We start from the raw sequence: 15,386 nt of genomic DNA, 5'->3' as shown, positions 1-15,386 counted from the left end.
GGCACGATGACCTCTTCCCTGCCCATCAAGGCACAAATTGACCTGATTTTGCTGAGTCTCGAAGCCTTGGCTCATGTGGGTTCGGCAGAGGTACTAGCATTGGCAGAAGTCATGGGGTTTGAGGCCTATTTGCCCGATCGCGTGGGGTTATGGCGACTGCGGCAATCAAGTCCCCTGCGGCGAGGTCGTAATGGGCGACGCAAATTGGATGTGGATGAAGCCCGTGCCTTGGCCTTGATCTGCACCCGCTTAGCGCAGCAACACCAGCAAACCATCCGCACCGCCATTGAACGCTGGCAACAGCAGACGAGTCAAGGTCGCCCGCCCCACTTAGAACCCATTCTCGGGGATTACATTGACCGCTTCACCAATTTGTATCAAGAGCGAATGGCCGACAACAGCAGCGATGGTCGTGAATTGGCACAACTGGCCTTAGATTTACTCGTGGATTTGCTCTTTTACAGTACGCCCCAAGGGGCACGTCGCCTTTGGATCACCCTGCTAGAACGCACTACTCCCGCGCCCCCCTCACTATCGTTGGTGGAACCTGAACCAATACCTGCACCAGCTCCTGAATTGCCCACCCTGTTTCCCCATTCCGATGTCTAATGAGTACCACCCTCAGCTACTCTCAACCCACCTGCCAATTGGATGTTGCTGCTGAATTTTTGCCCTTCAGTCAGAAGCGGCGCCGTGCGCCGGTGCGATCGCTCCACTTTACACTGGCTGTCGGAGAAAAACTCTGCTTTGAGGGCAACGATCGCCAGCTCTATCAACTCAAAACGCTGGTCAACGAGTATATTGAGGCTTTCCTGAGTCATCACCAAACACCGACAGAAGTAACCGCAGAGGGCTTTGTCCTGCGATCGCGATTGCCCCTCGAACATGAACTCCATCTACCCGATGGGCGGGTAATTCTTCTGCAACTGACAGAACTATACGATTTGGTGACGGTTCTTGATGACTGGTCTGCCGTGATGGAGCCGTTGCCGGAACTGGTGGAGCGCGCCCAATCAATTGTTGCTCAAATCCCAATCTGGGCCAAAAGTGCAGCGGTGGCCGTGGGTGTGGTTGCTGCCTTCACCCTTGTTACCCAACGTTGGCTCATCCCCCCCGCTTCAATGGTCGTCACTTCCTCTGAGGCCACCCGTGAGGAACCTAACTTGCCTCCCCTAGCGATGCCATCCCCTTTGCCAGAATTGCCAGAACCTGCGGAAACCCCACAACTGGCTCCCCTACCTAGCCCGCCGCCAGCTGCCCCTGAAACATCTACCCTTGTGCCGCTGCCCTCACCGCCAGAAATGCCGCCCCCAGCGATCGTGCCACCCCCGCCCCCTGTTCCCCAAGAGGCACCTCCCCCGCAACCCCCTGATCAAAATAACGTGGTGGTGCAAGCTCCCGCTGGCCGCGCGCCCGCCAGTATTGAACCTGCCCCAATGATCACCCCTCCAGCCGAAACCACCCCCGTCCCTGCAACCACCCTGCGGGAGGTGAAAACCTATTTTCAAGACCGTTGGCGCCCACCGGCCAGTTTAGACACGAGTTTGGAATACCGCATTGTGCTCAACCCCGATGGCACCCTTGCTCAAGCGCTGCCCCTCAATGGTGCAGCCGTTCGCTTTATTGATCGCACCCCAATTCCTTTACAGCAAAGCCCCCTTGCCAGTCCCTTGGGGGGCGATCGCCCGATTTTACTGCGGTTAGTGTTGATGCCCTCTGGAAGCGTGCAAGTGTTTGGTGAAAATTGATGTTCTATGAGGCACTTGAAGAGACGGCGGGGGTAATCGTCGCAATTTCCTGCAAGCGTTTCTTGACTTCGGCGGCGTTGGGATAGCGTTCCCGAGGATCAGGATGGGTCAAGCAGTTAATTAAATCCACCATCAGCGGATCCAAATGGGGAATGTCCTCGGCATAGAGACGATATTCACGGGTGCCCCAGCGGAAATAGGTTTCTGGTTCATAGCCCGTGAGCAAGTACACCATCGTTGCCCCCAAGGCAAATAGATCGGAAGCGGGTTCGGGTTTTCCCTCCTGCTGTTCTGGCGCCGAATAGCCCACTGTCCCAATAAATGTCCCTGAGTCAGAGGTTAAGACGGATGCTTTGCCCCAGCCCACAAGCACGAGTTCTGTTGTTTCCCGTTTAACGTAGGGATGAATGAGATTGGAGGGACGAATGTGTAAATGCAACACAGGGGGGGCTTGCTGGTGCAGCACCTCAAGCAATTCACACACAGGAATCAGCCAACGACTGACCTCAATCACGTTCATTGGCCCTTGATCCTGAATCCGCTGTTTTAGGGATTGGCCATAGATCATTTCTGAGACCAAGTAGGAATCGCTGCCGCACTGAAAGGCCTCCCAAAACTGGGGTAAGACCGGATGCTCGATTTTGCACAATTGCCGCGCTTGGCGCTGAAAGGCACGGATTTCGTTGCGTGACGCCGCAAGACTATGTCCCTTAATCACCGCCGTTAAGCCACTGCGCCAGCCCAAATAAATGTTGCTTTGACCAAGGGCACGAATAATCTGGTAGTTGCCGAGGGTTTTCCAGACGCGCAGAGGCACACCGCAGTCAATGCAAAAAACATCGTTCTCTTGGGCATGGTTGTGCTGGCAATCGGGGGGAGCACGCCACTCGCTGAGTAAATGAACCGGTAGTTGGCCTGTCACCGCAAACTCAGCCTCTTCCTCCGCTTGGGCGGTGGCACTGCTACTACTGGTGGTGGGGGTGCTTTCTTCAGCACGGGAGGTGGGTTCGGCGGCTGTACCGATGGCTTCTTCTTCCCCTGAATAGGTGCCCTTCTCAACATCCACCAAGCGACCTTCGGGCACCGTTTCCATGCGGACATTGGGAGTGGTGGGACGCTGATCAGAACCGAGGCGAATTTGAATATTGGGTCCAGAGCGAGCCAAACGCAGGATGCCACCATCCATCAAGGTTGCCTGTTGAATACGTTTGCCATCCAAATAGGTGCCGTTGGTGCCAAGATTGACCACTTCCCATTGCAAGCCATTACGACGGAGTTCCACATGGTGACGCGACACCACCGCGCTATAGAGCACGACGTGATTATCGACTGCTCGGCCAATACGGATGACATTTTCATTCTCAAAGGTCCAGCTTTGGACTGGGGTGGCTTGAACGGGATGGAGTAATGTCAATGTAATCACGTTGTCTAACCGCCTCTTCGTACCTGAATACACTCTAAAGAACTAGGAGATGCGTTCATAGATAAAAGTGACTAAATCTCCCTTGCCTAAGGCAATGCGATCGCCCGATTGCAGGCGGTGACGATTGCCCGGATAAAGGGGAGTATTGTTAATGTAAGTTCCATTAGCACTTCCCACATCTTCAATATAGTGGGCATTCCCCTCAATCCGCAGATCTGCGTGGATACGGGAGACAATTTCTGAGTTGGGAAAGCCAGCCACATCAATATCGGGGGGAATCCGATCATTGGGCTTGCCAATATGAATGACGGGACGCCCTGTGGGAATTTGCAGTTCTGTGCGAGTTTGCACATGAATCAGCTTGGCTTCAATGGTGGCAATCTCAACCGAGAAGACATGGGCCGGTGGTGGGGGCGGCGGGGGTAGCGTTGTCAGGCGGCCTTGATGGGCAACGGCTTCCACGGTTGGTGCAGCACTGGCTGTGTGTTGCATTACCTCTGGCATTGGGGGTGCACTGACGGCAAGGCGACGCAGATTGAAACCACACTGGCCACAAAAACTAGCGTCTGGTTGAACTGGGGCACCGCAATTTGGACAAGGAGTCATACTGGGCATGGGCGAAAAGCACACTTCACATTGAACAGCACCAACGGGATTGGGATGGAAACACTCGGAACAGATCATCATAGAAATGATGTCCTATGCCACTGCCGATCCAACCAACCTAAGATTAAGGTACCCATCGTTTCTCTCTACTTCCCAGAGTAAAGCTAAAAAAGCTAGCTGCCTCTATATTTAGGTTAGCTTTTACACCCCAATTCTATACGGGTTCATTGCCAAACTGCTGCTCAGTGAGAATGATTAGAAACGACCACTGACATAATCGCAGGTTAAGGGATGCTGTGGCCTTTGAAAAAGTAAGCGCGTGGGAGCGTACTCAATCAGTTGACCCACTGTCTGTCCCTGAGGATTGGTTTGCAGGGCTAAAAAGGCTGTCCAGTCGGAAATCCGCGCTGCTTGTCGTAGGTGATGGGTTGCCATGATCAGGGTGTAGGTTTGTTTGAGGTGGCACAGACACTCCTCCATGCGGCGGGTCGCAGTAGTATCAAGCCCCCTGCAGGGGTCATCCAGTAACAGAATCTCCGGTTGCAGGGCGATCGCCCGCGCCAGACAAAGGCGTTGTTGCTGCTCTAGGGATAGCTCTAGTGCCGGCTCGCCCAAATGATTCTTCAGAGTTTGCCACAGATTCACCTGTTCCAAGGAAGATTGCACAAGGGCATCGAGATCCCCTTGATAGCCATGCACCCGAGCACCAAAGGCGACATTTTCATAGATTGATGTTGGAAAGAGACTCGGTCTGCTGAAAATCATCGGCATACGACAGCGCAGTTGCAACGCATTCCACTCCTTGAGGGCGTGCTGCCGATAGTGAATTTCGCCAGTCACATGGAGATGCGGAAAAAGTTCAATCAAGCGGTTCAAACAGCTTAACAGTAGGCTCTTGCCAGACCCAGAGGCACCGATCAAGGTCACCAGTTGGCGCGGCTGAATCGTGAGGCTGACATTGCTGAGCAGCGGTTGATTGCGGTAAAACACGCTCAGTTGGCGTACCTCAAGGAGAGTATGTTGGCCAACGGCAAGCGGGTCAACAGCAGTCATCGGCAGGACTTGGGCAGAGGCGTCACTACCACTCTAAACAGTAATGTTGGCCTACAGCTTAGCGTTCCTGAAGCTCCTCAGGGGAGGGACTCGTGGGGGGAACGACTGGTGCTGGTAATGGCTCAGGAAGACTGCGCTGGGCGATACGCTCAAAGCCGTGCAGAATCACATAAAAACAGGGAATAAGAAAGAGGGTGAGCAGTGTTGCCACAGCCAAGCCAGAAAACACAACAATGCCAAGGGGCTGCAAAAATTCTGAGCCTTCACCTAGCCCCAATGCCAAGGGGAACATCCCCACCACCGTTGTAATCGTGGTCATCATAATCGGGCGCAGACGGGCAGGGGCAGCTTTGCGAATGGCTTGGCTACGGCTACAGCCCTCCTGTCGGTAAATCTCATTCGCCAACTCCACCATGATGATGGCATTGTTGACGACAATCCCCACAAGCAAAATGGCACCGACAATGACCGTGGCGCCAATGGCCGTCCGTGTCAGGTACAAGCCCCAAATGCCACCGGCCAAGGCCAAGGGAATGGTAAACATAATCACTAGGGGGTCAAGCAGCGAATTGTACTGTACCGCCATGACCACAAACACGAGAAAGGCCGCCAAACTACCCAAGACCACTAAGGCCTGTTGCAATTGCTGATTGGCTTGAGCCGCCGTACTTGGCATTAGGGACACCCCCGGCGGAAACTCCAGATCGTTGAGAATGTCATTCACTTGGGCAAGGGCAGCACTGAGACTGGCACCTTCAACAAGATTGCCCGCTAGCATAAAGACCTGCTGCTGGTTAATGCGGCGGATTTCACCGGGGGCTTGACTGGGTTCGATGCGAGCGACATCCCCAAGGCGGAGGGGACGGTTATTGGCGGTAAAAAGGGGAATCGTTGTCAGGTCAGCGGGCGTTTGAATGCTTTCACTGTCCAGTTGGACACGAATATCCACTAGGCGATCGCCCCGTTGCAGGCGGGTGGGCACAAACCCCTCCAAGGCGGTTTGAATCGTCTGGCCAAGGTTGAGGGTATTCAGCCCCAGTTCACTGACGCGCTCCCAATCCGGCAGAATTTCAATTTCTGGCTGGCGAGGATCTACATCGGGACGAAAGCGCACCAATGTAGCCTTTTCATCAAGGACTTGGAGGACTTGGCGACCAAAGCGGTTGAGGGTCTGCTCATCACTGCCCCGCAGCATCACATCCACATCGGCACCGCGTACAGGTGAGTTGGTGAGAATAATGCCGCGCACTTGGCCGGGACTCAAGCGCAGCCGCACCCCCAGGAGGTTAAGTTGATCAAGGGCTTTTGTTGCTTCTGTAATGTAGCGATCCACATTCACCCCACGCCGTAGAATGATGTTGCTATTAGCTCGCAGCGGATTGGCAATTGTATTCGTGCCAAAGAGGGCACCCCCCGTTGTGGTAAAGACGGCCTCTGTGCCCGGTTGTGCCATCAGCACCTGATCCACTGCCGCCATGACCCGCCGACTGGTGGGCAGGGGGGTTCCCGGTGGAAAAATGGCCATGAGGTTGACTTGACCCGTATTAATGCGCGGCAGCAGTTCTTGGGGAATTTGCTGAGCTAAAAGCCAACTGCCTCCCCCTAGAAGGGCGATCGCCAGCCCCACCACCAGCCAGCGTGCCCGTAGCACCTGCCCCAAGGCCCATTCATAGCGCCCCGTCAGCCAGAGGAACTTTTCATTAAAAAGGCGAATAAACGCGACCTGCCGTAGGCGATTTTGCACCGGCACCCCCAAAAGGCGGGAGGCCAAGGCCGGCACGACCGTGAGTGCCACCAGCAGCGATGCGGCAACCGCAAAACTAATCGTTAGAATCAACTCATTAAAGAGCAGCGCAATCAAGCCCCCCAGCAACAAAAAGGGCAAAATAGCGACCAAGTTAGTGAGGGTAGAGGCCAAAAGCGCTGATTCGATGCCTTGGCTACGCCGTTTTACCTCCTCAAGGTACTGTTCTTGGCTCATGGGGTGGGGGTCAATATCCGCCAAGGTTTCCAACATCACAATGGCGTTATCCACAACGATGCCAACCCCAAGGGCGAGTCCACCCAAGCTAAACACATTGAGGGAGAAGTTAAATAGCCCCATCAGCAACATCGCGGCCATCGTTGACAGGGGAATGGCCAGCAAAATAATCAGGGTTTGCCGCACCGAGCCAAGGAACAGCAGCACCGCGATCGCCGCCAACAGGGTTCCCGTCAGGCCTGCCGTGATCACATTGTTCAGGGAGTTGCGGATATAAACCGACTCATCAAGGACAGGAATGATCTGCGCATCGCGGGGCACGAGATTGGCTGCCTGTAACTCGGCTAAACGGCGCTTGATACCATCAGCCACTTCCACCGTATTGGCTTCCGGCTGCTTAAGAATACTGACTTTGACGGCAGGTTGGCCATTGAGGGTCACAAATACCCGTTGCTCGGCACTGCCATCTATGACTTGCGCTACATCCCGCAGATAGACTCGCTGACCATTGGCACCCGTCAGCATCACCTCCTCAATTTCACCGGCATTGCGAAACCGTCCCACTGTGCGGGTTAAGGGTTCTGCCGTTTGGCCGCGAATGCGTCCCCCTGAGACATCTTGGTTGCGATCGCTCAAAGCAGTTAAAACTTGATTTAGCCCCACCCCCGTGGCCTGCAATCGATCCAGATCCACAAGAATTCGCACTTCTTCGGTTGTCCCCCCAGAGACATCGACTCCCGCCACGCCGGGGACAACACTCAGCTCTCGATCCAAATCTTCGTCGGCAAAGACCCGTAACTCACGGCCACTGAGGGTTTCTGAGGTTAGGGCAAACTCATAGACCGGCAATTGTGACGGATCAAACTTAAAGAGGCGCGGCGACTCAATAATATCCGGCAACCTACTGCGGGCACGGTTAAAAGCAGCAGTGGCTTCATTTAAGGCTTGATCGACATCGCCACCGGGTTCAAAAAATAAATCAATACTGACTTGACCTTCGCGGGTTTGCGAATAGACCTGCACCACCCCCTCCGTGCGACTCAGGGCTTCCTCAAGGGGCTTGGTCACCTCCTCAACAGCAACACTAGGTACCACGCCCGGAATATCCAGCCGTACCCCAATGCGCGGGTACGTAATCGCCGGCAACAAATCCACTTGCAGCCGCATGAGAATAAAGACCGCCAACACAATGACAGTCAGGGTCAGCATCAGGGTGCCGATGTGGCGGGTCACCGCCAAGCCGCTAAAACTAAACCGTGGGGAGGTCATGCAAGTTTAACTGGTGTACAAGTCATCCTTTAGACACCGCTACTCTAACAAATCGTTTCTGAGCTTTCATCCCAGTCAGTGGGGTAAAGTGTCATGCCCAAACCCAGCGATCGCGCCCCCCATGTTTCGCCTTATACAAGGCTTGATCCGCGCGAGGAATCGAGTCACTGAGCACCTGTTCACCGGGTCGAAAAAGCGTGCCACCCAAACTAATGGTTGCAGTCAAAAACTGCTGATCCCCTAGTTCAATTGGTTGGCTTCTCACCACAGCGCAAAGTTCCTCGGCAACGGATTTAGCATGGTCTTCATTGGTGGCAAAAAACAACAGCACAAATTCTTCGCCTCCCCAGCGAACCAAAATACTATCTTTACAGGCCTCTATCACCTGCTTTGTCCTTGCCGCCAATGTGCGCAGAACCACATCGCCCTGATCATGCCCATAGGTATCGTTGATGCGCTTAAAGTGATCAATGTCGAAAATCATGACGATTAGCAGCGCGTCTCCTGTCGCTGCTTGGGACTGATAAGCCTCAACCCGACTCAAGAGAAAGCGGCGATTAAACGCCCCAGTCAAGGGATCCAACCAAGCCAAGGCCAAAAGTGCTTGCTCTCGCTGGCGCATATCACTGATGTCAGAAACGATCCACACACGCCCTAGCCGACTGTCGCCTCGCACGGGGTGGGTATCAATGAGGAAGGTTTTCTCGCCCATCAGACACTCCCCCTTTGCACTAAAGTTGGCATCGGCACTCAGCCCTTGAAAAATTCTGGTTAACTCATCGCGGTTATCGCATCTCTGGCGTGCTTGTTTCATGTGCTCGGCAACAATCTGAACCGGATGGCTTCCGGCTGGCAGTTGCAACCATTGACTGGCATAGGCATTAACCATCGCTGTAGAGCCATCCCCCTTGATCAAAACCAAGCCCAGCGGCACGGTGTCGAAAATATCTTGGAATTGCACTTCAAAGATGAAGCTGTTTTGCCGTTGGCGATGATGAGCCAACAGTTGCCGGTAAAGAGCTGCAATGTAGCCTTTTTGTTCTGCGAGTTGGCACAGCAGCCCCTCTACGGGATTCACCAATAGCAACCCTTGCCGCCACTGCTCTGGCTCACCGCAGGGAATATAAACGATTCGCTCAACCTTATCCAAAAGGCAGAAAAAGATAGAAGGCAGTTTTAGAAAAGGCGTGATATCAATGACAGCCTCCTCAACCAAATCTGGCCACGGAGCAATAATTTCGACGTTGGGAAATCGGCTGGTGCTGGTTGTGGTGATAATCTCTGCCCGATTGCCATGTTCATCGACTGTTAAGGCTAAGACAAGCTCAGACTGCGACCAATTAGCAACTAGATGACAAAATGCTGTAATGGCATCGGGAGTAGGGAGAAGTTGGCGGGCGAGGTGTTCGTGCAAACTTTTGAGCATGCCCTAATCAGAATGGATTATATATTTTTTGAGTAAAGAGCCAACGGCCTCAGGATGAGTCATGTGGGGAAGATGGCCTCGCGCGTCGATCCAATCAAGTGTACTATTTGGCAGTTTCCCCTGCAGCCACAGTGCCACAGGTTGGGGAACCACAAAGTCGTCACGATTGAAAATGAGGTGCACGGGTTGAAAGACTTTGCCCACAAACGCCCTTGTATCAGAATCAAAAATGACCTGAAGTGTGCGCAATGCAACACTTGGCTGCAATCGAAAGAGGGTTTTTGAAAAATCAGCTAGCCGGTGATCCTCGGTCAGGCCAAACATCAGGGGAGCAAAACCCGCAGCCCATGTTTGGTAGTTGGTGACCATGGCGTCATAAATGGCCTGTAGGTCTTCGGGGGTGAGGGTACCGGGATAATTCTCATCTTTGAGATAGCAAGGGGAGGGGTTGAGCCAGATATGTCGTCGAAACAAGTCAGGTCTGGCGATCGCGGCAATTGCGCCAATCATGCAACTGACGGAATGACCAACATATATGCAGGATTGGACACCAAGGCTATCTAGTAATTCAATGAGATCGTCAGCATAACCATACAAATGACTGTGTCTTTGCAGGTCGTAGCGGCGCAACGTGTCTTCGTCGGAGCCACAGCCTGCAAGATCATAGCGAATATAGGTGAAGCCCTCAGGGAAGAAAGGCATTAGGTAATCCCAAGCGCTTTTATCGGTACCAAAACCGTGTCCTAGAACAACGGGAACTGTCCCCCACTGGTCAATCTGGACGTATGGCTTGAGAGACTCGGGAAGACCAGCAACTTGATGCGTGATTTGCATAAACGTTTCGCACTACTCAGCCAATTAATTAAGTTTTTTTAATTTTCAGTGGATAAATTGAGTTCGAAACTTGAAGGGCAATGCTAGAAAAAACATAGCACCTAGATGATCTTACAAAACTCCATTCACCTGAGAAAGAAATCTTTAACAATTTGCTATTGACCGGCGAACCGTTGCCGCAACCGTCGCAGCGCAGCCCCTGTGCCTTGGGTTGCCGCCTCTTCGAGGACAGCACTCATCAACGCTACTAAGTTAATGTCTGGAAAATAGCGGCTTTTGGATCGAGGGACATAGGTCTGGCCATCGAGAGCATAAATGCTCAAGCCCGTTGACTTGAAGAGCCACACTTCAGGAACGCGATAAAGAAGGTAGTCCTCAGCCGCCGTATAGGTGGTGACATCAATTTCAATCACCAAGTCGGGTGGCGGATCGGTTTGCCAATCAATACGGTCTTTGCCGACGGCTGCCGTCCAGTTGTCAATATAGAAGCAATAGTCAGGCTCAATGCCACCCATCTCAGGAATCTCCATGGTGATCGGCGTAAAGGCTTCGTAATTGCGCTCCTCACTATCCAGCAAAATTTTGACAACATCGGCAACGATATTCGCTTCGCGGCCATGACGGGGTAAGGGACTCATGAGCAAAATTTCCCCCCGACGAAACTTGATGCGGGGAATCGAACCATCGCCACGGCTGTTGCGGAGGCAACAGTAATCTTGCCACGTACCGGGCATGCGTAGGACACTGCCGGGGGGAAGAATAATTTTGGCTGGAGAAACAACCGCATACATGGCAAGGTATATCCACAACAGGTCTAGTTCCACTGTGCCACAGCATCAAGGTTGACGCGCTTTGCGGTTGCGAATCGCGCGGACAGTGTTCCCCTTGCACTAGCCTAGAAAAGGCAGAGATTCAGACGAGACAAAGATGCAAGACGGGCGTGTGATTGCCGATTCAATTTCGCCAGCAGGGGTGCGCTTGGTGACGCTGCAACTGACGTATCCGCGTTTTATCCATAGTGAACTGCTCACCCATCGCGTGTTTTCCCGTAATTCCGCTAGTTCGCGAGCGGTGCCTGTGGCCAAAATGATGGAGCAAGTCGAACACAACCCGGTCATTCCTTACCATTGGGGAAAAAACCAGCGGGGGATGCAGGCGCGCCAAGAAAGTGAACATAAGGAGGCTGCCAAGGAAATTTGGCTGAAAACCCGCCTCGCGGTTCTTGAGGGGGCACGCCAACTCCATGAACTAGGCATTCACAAGCAGGTGGTGAACCGCATGCTGGAGCCGTGGCTGTGGATGCAAACGGTGGTGAGTAGCACGGAGTGGGATAATTTTTTGCGCCTGCGCAACCACCCCGATGCCCAGCCCGAAATGCAAGCCTTGGCTAAGCTGATTCAGCATTTGCTGGAAACCCATGAACCGACACCTGTGGCGGTGGGGGATTGGCACCTTCCCTATATCGATCCCAGTGAGCGCGAGCAATATAGCCTTGAGGAGTGTAAGTACATGTCCGTGGCTCGCTGTGCACGGGTGTCCTACTATCTGCGGGATGGCCAACGCAGTGACCCCGCCTCTGATCTGGCGCTTTATCAACGCTTGGCGGGGGCAGAACCGAAGCACCTGTCGCCCCTAGAACACGTGGCAGAATGCATGGGCGATCGCCAGCCCTATGCCAATTTTGTGGGTTGGCGGCAGTTGCGTTACTTTGAGGAGAGAAAATCAGCACATGCCCCCCAATGATCCACGATACACTGAGTAGCAGAAGACACCATTGACTGAGTTGACAAGAGCGAGGAGTGCAGCCATGGACGTTGCTATTAACGTGAAACCCATTCTACTGGCCATTACGCCGGTGTTTATTTTGCTGTGTTTGGTCTTTGGCACCCGCAATGGCTTCTACGACACCGATAACTACCACGGCAACGGTTCTGCTCACTAAAGCTAACCAAGGAGGGTGACTGTTCGTCATTCATGATCGAGTGCCTCAACTATGGGGTGGGTCACGCAGATGAGGGGGTGTGCATTGGCTTAGGAATTGGCACCTATCGGATTTTGCTGGACTGTGGTGTGCCGTCCCTTGATGTTTTGCCCCTTGATGAAATTGAACAGCATCCCTTTGACTTGGTGCTCTGTAGCCATGCCCACGCGGATCATGCCCAGAGTCTATTGGCACTCCATCGCCGTTTTCCCCATATTCCCATCTATGCCAGTGAGGTCACGACCCAGCTTTTGCCCCTCAATTGGCCGCATGAAACGGTTCCCCCTTTCTGTCGTGCTTTGCCTTGGCGATCGCCCGTTGAGTTTGGGGATGGCCTGACCGCCGAACTCTTTCCTGCAGGGCATTTACCGGGGGCTGCTGTTTTTGCCCTCACCTACCAAGACCCCAACCCAGAGCAATCGCCCCTGAGCGTGGTCTATACTGGGGATTTTTTCCTGTCCCATACTCGCTTTACGGAAGGGCTACCCCTTGCGGATCTGCGAGGATTGCAGCCGGATGTGCTGATCATTGAGGCCAGCTTGGGCACCGCGCGTCATCCCCACCGCCGTCAACAGGAAAACCAACTGGCAGAACGCATCCGCACGGCGGTTGATCAAGGCTACAATGTCCTACTGCCGCTGCCGCCCCTCGGTACTGCTCAAGAAATTCTCATCCTACTGCGCAGTCATCATCTTTTTACGGGACAGCCGATTCAAATTTGGGTCACGCCAGCGATCGCTCGCGGCTGTGATGCCTACCTCACGGTTTTGCCCCATTTACCCACGGCCATTCAAAATTTTGCCCAACACCAGTCCCTCTTTTGGGATCAGCGGGTCAAACCCCAAGTGCAGCCCTTAAGCGATTTGGCGCAAATTCGAGGCGCAGCCCCCACCATTGTCCTTGTGGAGGAGGATCAAGACCTGCGTCCCTACCTAGCTCAGGGGAAACGGCCTTGGCTGGTACTCTATCCACGTCTGCGCTATGGTCAGCCTTTTCGGGGCGGTGATCCTACCTTAGCCAGCTTGCCCAATGTAGAGGTGGATACGTTTTTACTTTCCCTCCATGCCGATGGCCCTGCAACGACGCAACTGATTCACAATATTCGCCCGCAGCATGTGGTGCTTATCCACGGCGACCCCAACTACCTTGCCGATTTAGCCAGCCTGAATGAATTGAGCAACCGCTACCATCTGCACACCCCCACCAGTGGCTCAACGATTCAATTTCCCATTGGCCAACTGACGCTTTCGACGCCGAGTTCGTTGGTGCAACTGGCCTATGAGGGGGAGGTGAGTGAGTGGAACGATGAAGCGATGATTCGCCTACCCGCTTCTATTACCACAGATCCACGCTGGCGACGGTTGGCGGATACGGGCTTTGTCCTTGCCTCATGGCAGGGGGAGCAGTTGCTGATTCGCGGCATGACCCCCAAGGAAGTGCTGGGTGGAACATCGACCCCGATCGCCCCCGATCAGGAGAGCTGTTTTAATTGCCAGTTTTATCGCGGTCAGCGCTGCTGGAACGAGGCTTCTGCGCTCTACAACTTCAAAGTGGCACCAGAGGGCTATTGTCCAGCCTTTGAGCGGGCAGAAACACAGCCGGAACCCGAAAGCTAGGCCCCTTGGAGCTGTCGCCGCAGGGTGACCGTCGGACTTTCCGCGCCTGTTTTGGGGTCAATGGCGATCGCCATCAGGGCAATGGAACGCACACTCGCGGGCACGTCAATGTGAAGCACGGTTTGCCAGTAGTCCCCATAGCGATAAAAATCAAACTCCACGAGCCAGCGGGGGCCAGCAATTAACTCTCCTGTTTCGCCATTGGTGATCCACACCTTCACAGAGCAACCCCGTTGTGTTGCCGGCAAATTCACCTTGAGGTGCAGCGGCGATACCAGTGGCTCCGGTGACAGCAGGAGCTGGGGGGGGGTCAATAGATAGGGACTCTTAGGATTCGTGGATACTGGCGGTGTGGGTTCAACGGGGGGCGCTAATTCCGCTAACTGTTGCAATCGCGACCAAAATCGCTCTTGGCGATCAATGGGCAAATCCCGAGGTGGCGGCACGGTAACGGCAGATAGGGGCTGGCAAAAGCTAGGCAAATCCACGACAACAGGGGCTTTTACAGGCTTCAGTTGGGGCGGTAGGGAAAAGCCGCTCACTGGCACAGGTTCGAGAGTCTTATCCCCTAAGATGGGCAACTGCGGGCCAGCGGGTGTTTCGCTCTTAGATGGGGCGGGTTGGCGGGGCGCAGAGACGGCAGGCATCTCCGGTGCCGGTAACACCGTGACCATAAAGGCTTGCACTTGGCGAAGATCGCTGTGCTCTAGGGGTTGGTTGGGCAGGAGGCGGGCTTCCCCCACCATGACTGGATAATCGGCCAAGGGGGTGAGTGTACAATGAAACCCCCATTTCCCCTCGCGGGCGATCGCGGGCACTGAGTGCTCCTGCACCACATCGCGGGTGACGGGATTGCGCAAACGAATCACCACCGTACCGGGAACGGCAACTGTGCCCTCTAAAACCAGCGTTTCATCGGCAAAGATCGTATAGGCACTTTGGGGCAGCTCAATGAGCGTCGTGGGCAGCTCAGCAGGGGAGGGTGCTTGCGGCTTAGGGGGGTCGGCAGCTTTCACCGGCTGCTCTGGAACCGCAGGCAAGGTTTCTGGTGCCGGCAAATCCCACTCTTCGCTTTGGGCAAGGACATCAAGGGCGATCGCAAACACCTCTGCATCCAGCACCCCCTCTTGGGCCACACGGCATTGAAATTCCCAACGCCCCGCCTGCAAATACGTAAAGGGCAGAATACCCATGAGTCCTGTGGAGCTGCTGCGGTGGGTGCGGCGTTGGTAGCGCTGCTTGGGCACCCCCTGATCATCGTAAAGATGGGTAATTTGCACTTCCACCGAGGTTTCGGCAACCGGACAGCGCGCCATCAAGCGGTAACTGCCCTCCAAAACTTCCGCCGAGGGTGGTTCTAGGGGCAACCAAGCGCGATCGCCCTCCTTTTGCAGTAAAAACTCCCATCCGCCCATAGCTCATTTTCACTCTCCCACTGCTTAGGATATT

Annotated in this window: 13 protein-coding genes; 5 read left to right on the top strand and 8 right to left on the bottom strand. The window is 54.2% G+C overall.

Annotation, left to right across the window (positions count from 1 at the left end):
- Positions 1–6 precede the first annotated feature (6 nt).
- Both RHH53_RS12870 and RHH53_RS12865 read left to right on the top strand, forming a co-directional pair.
- Positions 7–609, top strand: a complete 603-nt coding sequence (locus RHH53_RS12870; RefSeq protein ID WP_302677328.1) for a DUF3038 domain-containing protein — start codon at positions 7–9, stop codon at positions 607–609.
- Entirely contained in the window at positions 609–1,748 is a 1,140-nt protein-coding gene (locus RHH53_RS12865; protein WP_310438644.1) for a DUF4335 domain-containing protein, read from the top strand. The genes RHH53_RS12870 and RHH53_RS12865 overlap by 1 nt, the downstream gene beginning before the upstream one ends.
- Positions 1,749–1,752: 4 nt before the next feature.
- Here RHH53_RS12865 and RHH53_RS12860 read toward each other — a convergent pair whose 3' ends face one another.
- The 7 genes from RHH53_RS12860 to RHH53_RS12830 all read right to left on the bottom strand — a co-directional run bounded on the left by RHH53_RS12860 (position 1,753) and on the right by RHH53_RS12830 (position 11,131).
- A complete protein-coding gene (locus RHH53_RS12860; protein WP_302678477.1) occupies positions 1,753–3,171 on the bottom strand; it encodes a protein kinase domain-containing protein in 1,419 nt (472 codons plus the stop codon).
- A gap of 42 nt (positions 3,172–3,213) precedes the next feature.
- Positions 3,214–3,858, bottom strand: a complete 645-nt coding sequence (locus tag RHH53_RS12855) for an FHA domain-containing protein (RefSeq protein WP_206200481.1) — start codon at positions 3,856–3,858, stop codon at positions 3,214–3,216.
- Between the two features lie 174 nt (positions 3,859–4,032).
- Complete coding sequence (locus RHH53_RS12850; RefSeq protein WP_206200480.1) at positions 4,033–4,830, bottom strand: phosphate ABC transporter ATP-binding protein; 798 nt, start codon at positions 4,828–4,830, stop codon at positions 4,033–4,035.
- Between the two features lie 58 nt (positions 4,831–4,888).
- Complete coding sequence (locus RHH53_RS12845) at positions 4,889–8,080, bottom strand: efflux RND transporter permease subunit (protein WP_302678476.1); 3,192 nt, start codon at positions 8,078–8,080, stop codon at positions 4,889–4,891.
- A 91-nt stretch (positions 8,081–8,171) separates the two neighbouring features.
- Positions 8,172–9,506, bottom strand: a complete 1,335-nt coding sequence (locus tag RHH53_RS12840) for a GGDEF domain-containing protein (protein ID WP_302677334.1) — start codon at positions 9,504–9,506, stop codon at positions 8,172–8,174.
- Positions 9,507–9,509: 3 nt separating this feature from the next.
- Entirely contained in the window at positions 9,510–10,340 is an 831-nt protein-coding gene (locus tag RHH53_RS12835; RefSeq protein WP_206200477.1) for an alpha/beta fold hydrolase, read from the bottom strand.
- A gap of 155 nt (positions 10,341–10,495) precedes the next feature.
- Positions 10,496–11,131 (bottom strand): Uma2 family endonuclease, encoded by a 636-nt coding sequence (locus tag RHH53_RS12830; protein ID WP_302678475.1) that lies wholly within the window; start codon positions 11,129–11,131, stop codon positions 10,496–10,498.
- Between the two features lie 136 nt (positions 11,132–11,267).
- Here RHH53_RS12830 and RHH53_RS12825 point away from each other — a divergent pair, with 136 nt between their 5' ends.
- The 3 genes from RHH53_RS12825 (at position 11,268) to RHH53_RS12815 (ending at position 13,937) form a co-directional block, all read left to right on the top strand.
- A complete protein-coding gene (locus RHH53_RS12825; RefSeq protein ID WP_302677336.1) occupies positions 11,268–12,083 on the top strand; it encodes an FAD-dependent thymidylate synthase in 816 nt (271 codons plus the stop codon).
- A gap of 64 nt (positions 12,084–12,147) precedes the next feature.
- Positions 12,148–12,282: a hypothetical protein gene (locus RHH53_RS12820; RefSeq protein ID WP_256468078.1), complete on the top strand. Its 135-nt coding sequence runs from the start codon at positions 12,148–12,150 to the stop codon at positions 12,280–12,282.
- 32 nt (positions 12,283–12,314) lie between these two features.
- Positions 12,315–13,937 carry an MBL fold metallo-hydrolase gene (locus RHH53_RS12815; RefSeq protein WP_302678474.1) on the top strand — a complete coding sequence of 541 codons (1,623 nt, stop codon included), beginning with the start codon at positions 12,315–12,317 and terminating at the stop codon, positions 13,935–13,937.
- Here the strand turns inward: RHH53_RS12815 and RHH53_RS12810 are convergent.
- Positions 13,934–15,352: a hypothetical protein gene (locus tag RHH53_RS12810; protein WP_310453800.1), complete on the bottom strand. Its 1,419-nt coding sequence runs from the start codon at positions 15,350–15,352 to the stop codon at positions 13,934–13,936. The genes RHH53_RS12815 and RHH53_RS12810 overlap by 4 nt on opposite strands.
- Positions 15,353–15,386: the final 34 nt, after the last annotated feature.

The organism is Thermosynechococcus sp. PKX82 (assembly GCF_031583255.1).
GTDB lineage: Bacteria > Cyanobacteriota > Cyanobacteriia > Thermosynechococcales > Thermosynechococcaceae > Thermosynechococcus.
The sequence above is the reverse complement of the archived record's forward strand: the minus strand, read 5'-3'. Positions and strand labels throughout refer to the sequence as shown.

Bases quoted from the DNA above. Each gene is read 5' to 3' on its own strand.
- RHH53_RS12855 (WP_206200481.1), bottom strand. From the start codon at position 3,858: ATGATGATCTGTTCCGAGTGTTTCCATCCCAATCCCGTTGGTGCTGTT.
- RHH53_RS12825 (WP_302677336.1), top strand. From the start codon at position 11,268: ATGCAAGACGGGCGTGTGATTGCCGATTCAATTTCGCCAGCAGGGGTG.
- RHH53_RS12870 (WP_302677328.1), top strand. From the start codon at position 7: ATGACCTCTTCCCTGCCCATCAAGGCACAAATTGACCTGATTTTGCTG.
- RHH53_RS12865 (WP_310438644.1), top strand. From the start codon at position 609: ATGAGTACCACCCTCAGCTACTCTCAACCCACCTGCCAATTGGATGTT.
- RHH53_RS12840 (WP_302677334.1), bottom strand. From the start codon at position 9,506: ATGCTCAAAAGTTTGCACGAACACCTCGCCCGCCAACTTCTCCCTACT.
- RHH53_RS12845 (WP_302678476.1), bottom strand. From the start codon at position 8,080: ATGACCTCCCCACGGTTTAGTTTTAGCGGCTTGGCGGTGACCCGCCAC.
- RHH53_RS12815 (WP_302678474.1), top strand. From the start codon at position 12,315: ATGATCGAGTGCCTCAACTATGGGGTGGGTCACGCAGATGAGGGGGTG.
- RHH53_RS12820 (WP_256468078.1), top strand. From the start codon at position 12,148: ATGGACGTTGCTATTAACGTGAAACCCATTCTACTGGCCATTACGCCG.
- RHH53_RS12835 (WP_206200477.1), bottom strand. From the start codon at position 10,340: ATGCAAATCACGCATCAAGTTGCTGGTCTTCCCGAGTCTCTCAAGCCA.
- RHH53_RS12830 (WP_302678475.1), bottom strand. From the start codon at position 11,131: ATGTATGCGGTTGTTTCTCCAGCCAAAATTATTCTTCCCCCCGGCAGT.
- RHH53_RS12810 (WP_310453800.1), bottom strand. From the start codon at position 15,352: ATGGGCGGATGGGAGTTTTTACTGCAAAAGGAGGGCGATCGCGCTTGG.
- RHH53_RS12850 (WP_206200480.1), bottom strand. From the start codon at position 4,830: ATGACTGCTGTTGACCCGCTTGCCGTTGGCCAACATACTCTCCTTGAG.